General features: G+C 42.4%; 12 protein-coding genes. 9 read left to right on the top strand and 3 right to left on the bottom strand.

Translation table 11 applies throughout. The annotated features are described in order from the left end of the window. Window positions 1–82: 82 nt before the first annotated feature. Both R4I06_RS00700 and R4I06_RS00705 read left to right on the top strand, forming a co-directional pair. Window positions 83–358: a succinate dehydrogenase assembly factor 2 gene (locus R4I06_RS00700; RefSeq protein WP_334413574.1), complete on the top strand. Its 276-nt coding sequence runs from the start codon at window positions 83–85 to the stop codon at window positions 356–358. A 55-nt stretch (window positions 359–413) separates the two neighbouring features. Continuing rightward, window positions 414–1,616, top strand: coding sequence for a protein-disulfide reductase DsbD family protein (locus R4I06_RS00705; RefSeq protein ID WP_334413575.1), 1,203 nt, complete (start codon window positions 414–416; stop codon window positions 1,614–1,616). Here R4I06_RS00705 and R4I06_RS00710 read toward each other — a convergent pair. Together R4I06_RS00710 and bioD are read right to left on the bottom strand one after the other, a co-directional pair. Then, window positions 1,613–2,767 (bottom strand): D-alanyl-D-alanine carboxypeptidase family protein, encoded by a 1,155-nt coding sequence (locus tag R4I06_RS00710; RefSeq protein ID WP_334413576.1) that lies wholly within the window; start codon window positions 2,765–2,767, stop codon window positions 1,613–1,615. The genes R4I06_RS00705 and R4I06_RS00710 overlap by 4 nt on opposite strands. 273 nt (window positions 2,768–3,040) lie before the next feature. Next, entirely contained in the window at window positions 3,041–3,712 is a 672-nt protein-coding gene (bioD, locus tag R4I06_RS00715; RefSeq protein WP_334413577.1) for a dethiobiotin synthase, read from the bottom strand. Between the two features lie 78 nt (window positions 3,713–3,790). Here bioD and ftsY point away from each other — a divergent pair, with 78 nt between their 5' ends. The 4 genes from ftsY (at window position 3,791) to R4I06_RS00735 (ending at window position 9,622) form a co-directional block, all read left to right on the top strand. After that, window positions 3,791–4,717 carry a signal recognition particle-docking protein FtsY gene (gene ftsY / locus R4I06_RS00720; RefSeq protein ID WP_334413578.1) on the top strand — a complete coding sequence of 309 codons (927 nt, stop codon included), beginning with the start codon at window positions 3,791–3,793 and terminating at the stop codon, window positions 4,715–4,717. Between the two features lie 151 nt (window positions 4,718–4,868). Next, window positions 4,869–6,329, top strand: a complete 1,461-nt coding sequence (gene icd, locus R4I06_RS00725; RefSeq protein WP_334413579.1) for an isocitrate dehydrogenase — start codon at window positions 4,869–4,871, stop codon at window positions 6,327–6,329. Window positions 6,330–6,415: 86 nt separating this feature from the next. Continuing rightward, the gene (recJ, locus tag R4I06_RS00730; RefSeq protein WP_410519365.1) at window positions 6,416–8,185 is read left to right on the top strand and encodes a single-stranded-DNA-specific exonuclease RecJ; all 1,770 of its coding nucleotides are present in this window, start codon (window positions 6,416–6,418) and stop codon (window positions 8,183–8,185) included. A gap of 216 nt (window positions 8,186–8,401) precedes the next feature. Next, window positions 8,402–9,622, top strand: coding sequence for a CCA tRNA nucleotidyltransferase (locus tag R4I06_RS00735; protein ID WP_334413581.1), 1,221 nt, complete (start codon window positions 8,402–8,404; stop codon window positions 9,620–9,622). A 28-nt stretch (window positions 9,623–9,650) separates the two neighbouring features. On the opposite strand, the gene ndk is transcribed toward R4I06_RS00735, so the two are convergent. Continuing rightward, window positions 9,651–10,067 carry a nucleoside-diphosphate kinase gene (ndk, locus tag R4I06_RS00740; RefSeq protein ID WP_410519362.1) on the bottom strand — a complete coding sequence of 139 codons (417 nt, stop codon included), beginning with the start codon at window positions 10,065–10,067 and terminating at the stop codon, window positions 9,651–9,653. Between the two features lie 240 nt (window positions 10,068–10,307). On the opposite strand from ndk, the gene R4I06_RS00745 reads away from it, so the two are divergent. The 3 genes from R4I06_RS00745 to R4I06_RS00755 all read left to right on the top strand — a co-directional run. Next, a complete protein-coding gene (locus R4I06_RS00745; protein WP_334413583.1) occupies window positions 10,308–10,868 on the top strand; it encodes a helix-turn-helix domain-containing protein in 561 nt (186 codons plus the stop codon). Between the two features lie 355 nt (window positions 10,869–11,223). Then, a complete protein-coding gene (locus R4I06_RS00750; RefSeq protein WP_334413584.1) occupies window positions 11,224–12,135 on the top strand; it encodes a P44/Msp2 family outer membrane protein in 912 nt (303 codons plus the stop codon). A gap of 612 nt (window positions 12,136–12,747) precedes the next feature. Further along, window positions 12,748–13,197: hypothetical protein (locus R4I06_RS00755; protein ID WP_334413585.1), on the top strand; the 450-nt coding region annotated here is incomplete at its 3' end.

The following is a 13,197-nucleotide window of genomic DNA, read 5'->3' on the forward strand; positions in this document are numbered from 1 at the left end:
TGTTATACCATATTTATACCATTGACAACACTATTATGAGGTATAAAGTACCTGGGCAATGGCTTATAGAGGCGTTAGTACAGTGACTGAAAGTGGCTGCGATGTAATGAGAAAAAACAGGCTTCTGTACAGAAGTACACACAGGGGATGCAAAGAAATGGATATTATACTCGGACGCTTTGCGTTGAGGCATCTTCACTCGTTAAACGAGCATCAAATGGCCGAGTATGAGAAGATAGTTGATCTAGATGATGTGCTCTTGTATTCATGTGTAGTGGGCACGGCTTCTGTACCTGCGCACATAGACAGTGAGTTGATAAACATGATTGCCGATTGTGTCGGTAAGCCAGCATCATAAATGTGGTTATATACTTCGGTAAGAGGGCATTTCTCCAACGTATTGGGTAGTGGTTATGGATTATGCATTTTTGAACGCGTTGTTCCTAGCATTCGTTGGAGGCATAATATTGAACTGCATGCCGTGTGTATTTCCGATACTGTCCCTAAAGGTACTCTCAATTCTTAAACAAAAAAACAGTACGCGTGTCCCTGCTATTCTTGACGGCCTTTCCTATGCGGCAGGTGTTTGTATCAGCATGTTTCTTCTATCAGTAATCTTGCTACTATTAAGGGCGACGGGAAATTCACTAGGTTGGGGGTTTCACATGCAATCTCCAGCTTTGGTGTCTATAATGATGCATATAACCTTCCTGATCGGTCTTTCCTTCTCGGGTATTTTCGACATTCCTGCGGGAATCTCGGGAATGAACAGCACTTTCGGATCACGTAATATGGGTAGCTTTTTCGCAGGGTCATTGTCCACACTAATAGGCACTCCGTGCGCGGCACCTTTTATGGTATCTGCAATAAGCTTTGCGCTGCTACAACCTTGGCTATGTGCGATATTCATATTCCAAGCGATGAGCATAGGAATTGCTTTTCCATACCTGATATTTTCCTGCATTCCAAAAGCAGCGAATTTTTTGCCCAAACCCGGTATGTGGATGGAAATACTGAAGCAGTTTCTGGCATTTCCAATGTACATCACTTCCGCGTGGTTACTTCACATCCTTGCCGCACAGCAGGGATATAGCGTGGTATTCCCAGCAGTTTGCTCGCTGATAGTTCTCGTTATGTTGATTGTGGGAATGAAATTTGTCCCAAATGAGACAAAATTTGCGAAGATAGTGTTCGTAACAGCTGTGTGCTCGATTAGTATAGCATCTTCCTTGTACGTGGGGAAATTCCACGCTGCTAATTCTCAACGAGTGGACGTGATAGCATTTTCCCAAGACAAATTACAAGAACTACTTGATAGGAAAGAAAATGTCTTTGTAGCCGTGGGAGCTGAATGGTGCTTAACATGTAAGACAAACGAGGTGGTGATAAGCTCTGGCAGTATTCAGAACATTTTCAGCGCTCACAATGTAATTTACATGAAAGCAGATTGGACTTCAATGGATGAGAAAATAGCGAATTACTTGAGCAGCTTCGGCAGTACCAGCATACCATTTTATGTCCTATATGTTAAAGGAACACCTCTCGGGAAAGATCTAATACCGCAGATATTCACTGCAGACAAACTAGCAGAAATATTAGAAAGGAGCCTACGCTAGTTACTAGGCGCGGACTTAAAAAATGATCTCACTATGCTGCAAATCCTACACCTTGCAGAAACTGCCTCAAGCGCATAAACCGGAAATCTGTATTCCGCATCCTCTCCCACGTCTACTATTAGATCTCCAACTTTTTGATCCTTCTCAATCGGAGGCACCACGGGGTTTTTGTGAGATATAAACATGCGTATTTTTCTTGCAGCACCCTTGCGATACACGACGACAACATCGTTACGCACATACACAGGCAAGCTATTTTTCTTGCCCACTTTTTCTATATATCCGACAGTAGTACCGCTTTTGAACAGTGATTTAGTTTCAAAGTGATTTAATGCATGCAACACAAGTCTCTTGACCTCGTAGGCCCTTTCCGCTTCAGTTATAAGACCATTTACCACGACGAAGATCCTTCTCCCGTCTTTTTCTGCAGACGCGGCCATGCCATACCCTTGCCCAGTGTGATGACCTGTTTTGAGTCCGTCTACTCGTATATTGTAATTTAGCAAGGTGTTGTAGTTCATGCGCGTTTTGCCATTGTAGCTAAACGTCTTTTCACCAAAAAATCCGTAATATTCAGGAAAATCTCTGAAAATCCGCACAGACAGCGTCATGATATCTCTTGTAGACATAGAATTAAGGTTGGGCCAACCTGTTACGTTTACAAAATTGCTGTTTTTTAGACCCATCTTGGCAGCTACGTTGTTCATCTCCTTTACAAAATCCTTCTCGGATCCGTACAATCCCTCAGCTATAGTAATGCAAGCATCGTTGCCTGAAGCAACTATAGCAGCCGATATTAGCTCCCTAACTGTTACTTTATCACCAGCCTTCAAAAACGCCACGGGCTCACCGCTGGTAGCAGCGTTATCACTCACTATGAACATATCATTCATCTTCAATGCCCCAGCCTTTAAGTGCTGAAAGGTGATGTACAGCAACATAAGCTTACTGATTGACGCAGGAGCTACTATCTCATCCACATTCCGCTCGAACAGCAGAGTATTGGAATCCATATCTAGTACAGCTACATTGGGTGCTTTCGAAAAATCGCTCCAAGAATATGAAGCATGCGCAGAAGAAAACCCACAGATACACAACAGCGCAACCATGATGTACGATTTTAGGTATCTGGACAAAACTGAATCGTTCACTTAATTAGATGCAAGACTTTATACTTTATGTGAGCGTAAAATATCAATAACAAAATCATTGGTAAATCCGGTATCTCCCACTACTGAAAGAACTCGTTCAGGAGGCATAAACTCGTTATAGACGGAGTTGCGCATGTAGGGTGTGTTCAACTTCTAGATGAGTATCACATTTGAGGTGCGTCTATAGTGTAGTGGAGACGCGCCACAGTTTTTTGAATGGCAGCACGCCGCAAAGGCAAAACCTTTCATTTCACCTTCCGCATGATGTATTGTTCAACTCTCAATGAAGTTTACGATCTCAGGCGAAGTGTAAACCCATGGTGTGCTACCGTTCCTGTTTACGTACTGTTGAACATACACTTCTTGCCCATAAAATTCCCTTACACTACTTATGATGTCATCGCTATACACGTCATTTTCCTCTTTTAGTGTCATAACGATTCGCACCTTCCTATCCTTCAGTACTTCTAACGCCGTAAATGTATGACTTATGCATCCCAAATAGGATCCTATGACCAGAATAACTTTGCTCTCTAAGTCTTTTATCAGGTCCAACGCGGTGCTGTTGCGGGTTATAGGTGACATCACTCCACCAGTCCCCTCTATAAAGGTATAGTCGCACGGATTGGCACAGACCTTCGCACAAAAACTAAGCACATCTTTATACTCTATAGATTCACCCAGCATGCTGGCTGCAACACTAGGAGTACGTGGCTGTGCAAGCCTCCATGGGGAGACTGCTTCTATGCTACTCTCAGTAACGCCCAACCCTAAACTACGAATGATCTTGCACGTATCTCTTTCCCATGCATTGTCCCATCCGCTTACAACAGGCTTAATGGCTTGCACGGTATTGCCAATTCTTCTAGAATGCCAACATAGTGCTGTAGTGATGAAAGTTTTTCCTATGTCAGTTCCACATGATGTAATGAAGTACACGCTCATAGTAAAAGTTCTTGCTCAGCACCCTGACATTGTAGTACACACTACGGATTTTACAATAGGCTGAGGATAAGGGGATCAATGAGTACAGAGTCTGGTAACGGTCTTTGGAGTAGCCTGAAGAGAGGTTTGTATAGGACTTCAGCCAAACTCAGTGAAGGAATAAAAGAGATATTCGGCAGTGGCAAAAAAGTTGATAAGAGCGCACTGAAGGAGTTATCGGACCTACTGATTTCCACCGACATGGGCCCGGAAATGGCATCTTTTTTCACGCAAAAGATCTCGGAGATGCAGTTTGCTGACCCCGTAGATGTACATGTAAAACAGAAACTTGCGGAAGAGATAGAAGCACGGTTGAGCGCTGTGTCGAAAAACATATCTATAACTCATTCCCCGCAGGTAATTTTACTATGTGGAGTCAATGGAAGCGGGAAGACCACAACCGTAGCAAAGCTGGCACATAAATTCCAAAAAAGCGGACTTTCTGTTCTGATAGGAGCATGTGATACGTTTCGCGCAGCCGCAGTAGAGCAATTAGTGCATTGGGCAGGGATATTAAACTGCCCTATAGTTTCTGGACCTCTTGGCTCGGATTCGGCAAGCGTAGCTTATAAGGCATTGAGTCAAGCAATTGAAGCCAAGATAGATGTCGTTCTCATAGATACTGCAGGAAGATTACATAATCACAAAAATTTGATGGAAGAATTGTCAAAGGTGTGCCGTGTGATAGGTAGACATGACTCAACTGCCCCTCATGATATAATATTGGTCCTAGACGCTACTATAGGGCAGAATACATTTACTCAAGTGGAAACGTTTTCGACCTTTGTTAAGGCAACTGGAATCATACTTACTAAGCTTGATGGCACCGCAAAAGGCGGTATCGTGCTACGTATAGCACATAAGTACAACTTGGCGTTGCACGCTATAGGGGTTGGTGAAAAGATTGATGATTTAGAGGATTTTTCCGCTCACGAGTTTGCAAAAAATCTGTTGGGAATTAGATAAACGCACTGCAACTTTAAGTTGTATAATCCCTACAGTAGGGTAAAAACCCCTTGTTCCACCTATGTGCAAGCTCAAAAATCCACTTTTATTACTCACACATATATAATATAACCACTACCTAGGCTTTGCTGTTTTGTCGAGTGGAGGAGTGATGTCGATACCAATATCTGTTGCATATGGTGATGGTATAGGCCCAGAAATTATGGAAGCTGTACTTTTCATACTGAAAGAGGCTCAAGCAGATATAAGTGTCGAAAGCATAGAGATAGGGCACAAGCAGTATTGCCGTGATTGGCCCGCTGGAATATCGCCCTCATCGTGGGCTTCCATTAATAGGACAGGCGTGCTCCTTAAGGCCCCAACTTTAACTCCTCAAGGAGCGGGGCATAAAAGTTTAAATGTGGCTTTGCGTAAACGCTTAGGTCTGTACGCTTCCGTACGGCCCTGCGTATCATATCACCCTGTGGTGGAGGGAATACATCCAGATTTAGACATAGTGGTCATACGGGAAAATGAGGAGGACACGTATTCTGGTATTGAGCACAGGCTTTCGGAAGACATGTACGAGTGTGTCAAAGTTGCTACTAGGTCAGCTTCGGAAAGGATATGCCTATATGCTTTTGAATATGCAAAAATACACGACAGAAAGAGGGTCACCTGTTTAGTGAAGGACAACATCATGAAGATGACAGATGGCATACTACACAGTGCCTTTGATAGAATAGCATCAATGTATCCAGACATCGCTGCAGATCACTATCTCGCTGATATAGGAATGGCAAAAATCGCAAAAAATCCTGAAGCATTTGATGTCGTTGTGACCACTAATCTTTATGGGGACATACTATCCGATATAGTAGCATTACTTTCAGGATCCATAGGATTATCCGGAAGTGCCAACATTGGAGATAAGTATTCTATGTTTGAAGCGGTACACGGCTCAGCACCGGATATATCTGGACAAAACATAGCGAATCCATCTGGACTTTTAAACGCTGCTGTGCAAATGCTGATCCACATAGGGCAAGGAGAAAAAGCGCACATTATATATAACGCTTTGCTTAAGACGCTGGAGGACGGTGCACATACGTTTGACATATATAATGAAAAAAGAAGCACACGTAAGGTTACGACTAAGGAATTTTCTGAGTTGGTGGTTGATAATTTAGGTGCAGAACCAAAGCAATTGCGCAAAATGAACATCGCTTCGCGTTCCTCTACGGAGGCTCAGATAGGTACTCGTAGTAATGATAAACCCATGCCAGAACATGAGCACCTAAAGAGCAAAATACTTCTAGGTGTAGATGTGACCATAGGCTTTGGAAGAGATATTGCTATCACGGAAGTGGCAGAATCTTTGCGCAAAATTGATTCACCGCTAAAGCTTCAGCTAATACATTCTAAGGGCATGGAAATATGGCCGAATGCTCCCTATATGCAGTCCCACATGGACGTTTTGTCTTGCAGATTTTGTTTTGAAGTTGAGCAGCAATCTGATAACCCAACAGTAGTTGGCGAGTTAATATCTACCATGGAGAGCATGGGATTAGACGTAACAAAAATGACGAAATTGTATTCCTTCGATGGGGATGCTGGTTTTTTCGTTCCCTAGTTGAAATACTGCGCACCTTACTCTATGATCAAAAGAGGATGTTGGGGCAGGTATTGTTGGTCACCTGTTGAACAATGTCTTCAGGTATGTGTGATATGTTACAAGATTCGCAAGAACTCTCCGAGTATTTAGGCATTAGTGGTGGCGTATGGAAAGTAAGCGACGTCCCCTACCGCGATGTCGTAGCAATAATGCAAAAAATGGAAATCAACGAGATGGTAGCGCGAGTGCTTGCTATCAGGGAAATACCAATTGAAGACATAAGAGATTTCCTGTACCCAACTTTGAAACTTCTTATGCCTGACCCGTTTCATTTTCTAGATATGGATAAGGCAGTAGATAGAATCGTGTCTGCTGTGGTTAGTGGAGAAAGTATCGTTGTTTTTGGGGACTATGACGTAGATGGTGCCACATCATCTGCCATGCTGAAAAAATATTTCTGCAGCATTGGAGTAGAAACAAAAATATATATTCCACATAGGATAGAAGAGGGCTACGGTCCCAATACTAGTGCGCTGGTATCATTGAAAAACGAAGGATATGGACTATGTATAACCGTTGATTGCGGCACCTCTGCCCACATACCCATACTGGCAGCAAAATCTGAAGGACTCGATGTAATTGTATTAGATCACCACCTGGGCGGGACCACCCTGCCTGAAGCAGTTGCGGTTGTTAATCCCAACCGTCTTGATGAGACGTCTTCATACACGTACCTTTCAGGTGTGGGTATGTCCTTCATGCTTTTAGTGGCGCTTCACAAAACATTGAGGGCTTCAGGCTTTTTCTCCACACGAAAAGAACCTGACCTTATGCAATATTTGGACCTGGTTGCGCTTGGTACCATATGCGATGTCATGCCGATGATAAAGCTCAACAGAGCTTTCGTTAAGCATGGATTGAAGATTATGGCATCTAGAAGCAACTTGGGATTAAAGGTGCTAACTGATGCCTTGAATATATGTGACAAACCTAGCGTTTATCATATGGGATTTTGCATAGGACCACATATAAATGCGGGCGGTAGGATAGGAAATTCTGGTCTAGGAGCACAACTTTTATCTAGCGACAGTGAGGTAGAATGTAACAATATCGTATCAAAATTGTTGAGCTTAAATACCGAGCGAAGGCGGATAGAAGATATTGGCATGGAGGAGGCACGTGCACAGGCAGAAAGTCTGGTAGCACAAGGAAATAAGATAATAATGGTAGTTGGAAATTGGCATCCAGGCATTATAGGAATTATGGCAGGTAGGCTAAAGGAAATGTTTTCTCTTCCTACCATAGTGGTATCTTGGGACAGTCATATTTGCAAAGCTAGTGCAAGGTCAATAACTGGGATTGATATAGGCGCTGCTGTATTATCAGCAAAATTAGAAAATCTCATACCCGAAGGTGGGGGCCACAAGATGGCTGCAGGGTTTTCGGTATATCCTGACAATATGGAAAAAGTGTATGATTTTTTCCTGCAGAGATTTGCGGATGCGGACACCAGAAAAATAACCTATGCATGCGGAATATTGAGCGTAGCCGCCATATCCAATACATTATGTAAGGAGCTGATGTTATTAGAACCTTTTGGTCCTGGAAATGCGGAACCAAAATTCATACTGAAGAACGTCCTAATACGTAATTCCAGCATAGTAGGAAAGGATCATGTTAGATGTTGGATAGAAAATGACGGGTCTTCCGTTCGCGGCATATGTTTTCGGTGTATCGGAACTGATTTGGGATTATATCTAATGCAGTACAAGAAACCCATAAGTCTATTAGGCACCGTTGGCATAAACCAGTGGCAGGGAAACGAATACGTACAATTTATAATAGATGACGCTTCCATTTCGAATGCCTGGTAAGTTTTCTAGACTGTATAACGTGTATTAGGTGTGTAGCATCTCGCCTTAGCGGGCGCAAATTGGGCTATTCGACCTATGATGGAGCTTTTTTACATGGAACACATAAATTATATGTGAGAAGTACCAACGTTTTGCACAAAATGCACATGCAAAATAAAACTAGCGTGCATTACATGTAAATGTTGTTAACATAATGAAGAATTTTCCTCTGATGGCATGCTAGAAAAGCTCATACAAAATCCTGGTGTGTTAAAGATAGCAGAGGCTTTAAAAACTTGTAACGGCCGTGCTAGACTTGTTGGTGGATGCGTGCGGGACAGCATTATAGGTCGCAACATAACGGACATAGATTTTGCTACAGACCTGTTGCCTTCAGAAGTTCAGAATGCTCTGCGCAATTCTGGAATTAAGTCCATACCTACTGGCATAAAACATGGAACAATTACAGCAGTAGTTGATGGCGTTGGGTACGAAATTACCACACTTAGACGCGATGTAAAATGCGATGGCAGGCATGCTGATGTCGCGTTTACTGATTCCTGGAAAGAAGATGCATCAAGAAGAGATTTCACATTTAACGCTCTATATTGTGATATTGATGGAAAAATATACGACTACTTTTCGGGAGTTAAAGATTTAGAGAGCCGAACAATAACTTTTATAGGAGATGCTGAAAAACGTGTATTGGAAGATTTTCTTAGGATACTGAGAGTATTCAGATTTCACGCCTCCATCTGTAGCTCCAGCACTTTAAGTGAAGAGATAACCAATATATGCAAAAAGCACTCCGATAGCCTTGGGACACTATCTAAGGAAAGAATAAAAGGTGAGTTTTTCAAACTTCTTTCTTGTACGAACTGTGTAAAAACCTTAGACACCATGCGCGAATGTGAGGTTCTGGATAAAGTAATTCCGTATCAGCTAAGCACAAAATTCTTGGAATCACCACATATAACATGTCGGCCTCCCATAGTGAAACTTTCTACTGCATTGAAGCCTCTAATTTGTCACACTGATGTAAAAGAAGTAGTCCAAAATGTCACAAACCTCCTTCGCCTATCTAATAAAGAGCGTAACCTATTAAGAACATTGCTAGAAACACATCTACCCTTTCCACTCTCTCGTACTCATCGAACACAATATCTAAACATATTTGGAAATGAAGTATTTACGTATCTCGCAATCGTGAATTATCTGAATGAAAATTCAGTAATGACGGAAGAGGATTTTGTTGAGCACATACGCGTTGCAGAAAGTTTTGTCCCTTCAACTTTTCCCATTTCAGGAGCAGACCTTATAGTGCTAGGTTATAAGGAAGGAAAGCATTTGGGAGACACGCTAGCAAAATTGCGAAATATCTGGGAGAAAGATCCGGCAAACGTTACGAAAGAACACCTATTATCCTTGGTCCCCCCTCAAAAGGAGACAAAGACATAGAGTCGCCTCCTCCAAAAGACCAACATCACTACGGAAGCAGTTCGCTCTCACGGAAGAAAAATCTTATTTCCCTCTCTGCACTAGCGGCACTGTCAGAGCCATGAACACAGTTCGCGTCCACGCTATCTGCAAAATCTCCCCTTATCGTCCCTGCAGCAGCAGCTTTAGGGTCAGTAGCGCCCATGATATCTCTGTACCTACTTATAGCAGACTCACCTTCTAGGACTTGCACTATAACCGGACCTGAAGTCATAAATGTCACCAAGTCAGCAAAGAACCCACGTTCACTATGCTCACTATAAAAAGCTTTTGCTTGCTTTTCTGACAACACACACATTCTCTGAGCCACAATTCTCAGACCAGCATTCTCTATGTAAGAAGTTACGCTGCCTATTATGCCACGCATTACAACATCTGGCTTCAGTATAGAAAGAGTTCTCTCCACAAAACAACCCCAAAGTACAGCAGGCCTACATGCTAGCATATAGGGATTACACGGAGCAAGGAGTTTAATTCTTCTTTTCCCAAGAAAACGATGAAATCACCCTCCATTATAGTTTATCGATAATTTTATTACTAATCTGGCATACTATTTACAGTTTTATAATTACAACTACACATTAAATAACTGTTGCATTGCTATTATGTATGATTTATCCTAAGTTATCTGAGTAACCATGGGATAATGTTTATGACTTCTCAAGCGCAAAACCAAAATTCAATCCCTATGACGATAGAGGGTAAAGTTAGACCTCATCCGGTAGATGAATATGTTGGTAGAGAAATAAAGAAACAACGTATAATGAAGGGAATGAGCCAAAATCAACTTGCTAGCAGATTAGGTATTACATTTCAGCAGGTTCAAAAATATGAGAAGGGAACCAATCGCATAGTGATTAGTAGGCTATATGAGCTCGCAAAGGTTTTAGGAATAGAAATTAACGATCTGATTTCCAAACTGCAAAATGATCTACGTGCGCTTTCCGAAAGCACCGAATTGTCGGGCACTTCAACCTTGAGAGATGGTGATGAAACATCATTAGAAGAATTCAATCGTGGATACAATGACGGCAAAGAAGTACTTATGCTAGTTAGGGCGTATCGTCGCATCAAAAGTGAGAAGATGAGAGGTGCAATCCATACACTAGTAAAAGTCATGTGTGCAGAGCAAGACCAATTGAGTGATGATTATGAGAATTCCTATGTGGATTCAGATTATGAATCCGGCACACCTTCACAGGACTAATGTCTCTTGTGCGTAGAAAACATAGGCCCTGACATCTTGTATAGGTGATACAACTACTACCTGGACATATGGTCAGCCTGTCTTCCTGGGAGCTGGCCATATGTTATTGTCATCCTTTCTGTGTTATGCGCTTTTGCCATGTTGTTACTTCTACACTACATAACGTGTACATAATCTACGCAGTTGATGGCATATGTGTAGCAAGCAGGGAAGTAGTTATAAAATTGCTTAATAACTTATTTATGGATAGTCTGGATTCGAAAAAAACATGCGTGTGCACTTTGACATGGCAATTTAGTGTCCCTATCTTGTGTAGACACATGTAACCGTTTATTAGGGTCCGTAGAGCGTGTATATGAGAAAAGAATTCCGTTTTCTGTTTTTCTTTCTTCCTTTAATGTTATCTCCGGTGTTAGGATATGGGTCACCGAGGCCCATAGATTTTTCACGGCATGAGGGAGCGTCGGGAATTACCGCCAGTGTGCAATATAAGCCAGCCATTCCTTACTTTGGTGGGTTTAGCATAGGTGATTCAAGTGGAAAAACTCTCAAAACATATGCTGCAAAAAAAGAGGGAGATGTTGATGGAAAAAACAGTGAATCTTTTGTCGAAAGCAAGTACGACCCTCGTTACGAAAGAAGTACTGATAAGTTCTCTGTTTCTCTTGGCTATTCAACAGGAATGATTAGATTTGAGGCAGAGGGGCTATACCATGAGTTCATAGTCGATAAGGCTAATTTTTCCAATGTGAAGAATGCTCAGACTTTCGCAATGTCAAAATCTGACACACAGGCCGCGGCATCCAGTTCTTCAGCATCTGCAGGCAGTTCTCCTGCCAAGCCCAGTAACACACTACCAGATTATTACGTAACGGCAACAAACGAGGGGATATCCGTAACATCACTATTGGGAAACGTGTGCTATGACATAATTCCCGCAGAAATAAAACTCTCTCCTAGTGTATGCGCTGGTGCAGGTATGAGTTTTATAAAGTTTCTCGGCGTTACCAATAGAAGGACATCTTACCAGGGCAAGGTAGGAATACAGTATTTCTTATCCAGTAGATCTGTAATATTTGCCTCTGCCTATGTTCACAAAATTGTTAGAGGTAAATTTGAAAAAATTCCGGTAACGCATCATAAAAAACCGGCTACTGCAGGTGGTAATACTAATACTAACGCAATAGAACATCTATATCCAAGTGCCAATCTTGAAACCGCATATTTGGGAGTGGAATGTGGTATAAGATTGATATTTAGCCTATAGTCCGAGATTTCACGCATTTAGTGTGTGATGTGTATGCTGGTGATTACTAATCAATTCTTAAAGTTCGCCACTAAATTGCAAAATATATCTTCACCCCTCTTGACTTAATTATTTTTTAGTATACCCTAGTCGTCGTGTAGGTTGCATAGCAGCCTCTATGTTAGGCACAAAGCGGGTAGTATGCCAGTTTGGGCTTTAGAGGTGGTAGTGGTATGCGTCCTGTGCGAGGGGTGGGCTGTCCCTTTGCTGTGTTAGTGTTGGCAAGGGGTTACGCTTGGCGCGTGCCTGATGTTGTAGGGGAAGTGCCTTCGTGTGCCCTATTAGGTTGTTTTGTGGGTAGAAGTTTTTTCTGCCGGTGTGTGTTGGTTAGACTTTGATATTAGAGAGGTAGCTGTCGTTTAGCTGATGGGAGGTTTAAGGGAAGTTTGCGGTTTCGGGTGCGTGGCGTAGCTATGCCTATTCTTCTGTGTAGTTTTGGAAGTAATGTGAAGTTGTAAATTTTAGGCTGGTCAGTCTTGTGAGGTTGTGGGGTATTTACGATGTCGGCCGTCGGAACTTGGCATGTCCTCTTGTTGGAGGAGTTAGCTTTAGTCGTGTGGGATAGGTAATGCTATGTCTTTTTTGAGGGCGGTGTTTGTCTTGATGTTGGTGTTGCCCGCGTATACCTACGCTTCAGGTTTTACTGCACTCTCTGGAAATGGGATGTATACCGAGGGATATTACATGCCCTCGTTGTTGGAAAATAACAGCTTTTCCGTTCGAAAAATAAAGAAGGAAAGTGCTAGTGAAGATACTTCTGTTCTTCCCGGCCATGACGTTAAATTGACTAGTAGTGTGTTGGCTGCTATCGGAGGAGGTGTCGGTTTTGGGGGAGACGGAGTTGGGCTGAATTTCTCTGTAGATTATGGAGAATTTCTAGCGAAGAAAGTGAGCTATTATTGGAGAGGAGCTGATGCGGCTTCAGAGACTTTTACTAAGAAATACGAAGCTTCAAGGATTTCTCGTATAAGCAGTACTACGCTCACTGTAAGTGTGTGCTACGAGCGGTTTACATCTCCTAGC

Origin of the sequence: Anaplasma bovis (genome assembly GCF_036903315.1) — a bacterium.
Taxonomy (GTDB): Bacteria; Pseudomonadota; Alphaproteobacteria; order Rickettsiales; family Anaplasmataceae; genus Anaplasma; species Anaplasma bovis.

Excerpts from the sequence above, each read along its gene's own strand:
- R4I06_RS00705 (WP_334413575.1), top strand. The coding sequence starts at position 414 with ATGGATTATGCATTTTTGAACGCGTTGTTCCTAGCATTCGTTGGAGGC.
- bioD (WP_334413577.1), bottom strand. The coding sequence starts at position 3,712 with ATGAGCGTGTACTTCATTACATCATGTGGAACTGACATAGGAAAAACT.
- ftsY (WP_334413578.1), top strand. The coding sequence starts at position 3,791 with ATGAGTACAGAGTCTGGTAACGGTCTTTGGAGTAGCCTGAAGAGAGGT.
- icd (WP_334413579.1), top strand. The coding sequence starts at position 4,869 with ATGTCGATACCAATATCTGTTGCATATGGTGATGGTATAGGCCCAGAA.
- recJ (WP_410519365.1), top strand. The coding sequence starts at position 6,416 with ATGTGTGATATGTTACAAGATTCGCAAGAACTCTCCGAGTATTTAGGC.
- R4I06_RS00735 (WP_334413581.1), top strand. The coding sequence starts at position 8,402 with ATGCTAGAAAAGCTCATACAAAATCCTGGTGTGTTAAAGATAGCAGAG.
- R4I06_RS00745 (WP_334413583.1), top strand. The coding sequence starts at position 10,308 with ATGTTTATGACTTCTCAAGCGCAAAACCAAAATTCAATCCCTATGACG.
- R4I06_RS00750 (WP_334413584.1), top strand. The coding sequence starts at position 11,224 with ATGAGAAAAGAATTCCGTTTTCTGTTTTTCTTTCTTCCTTTAATGTTA.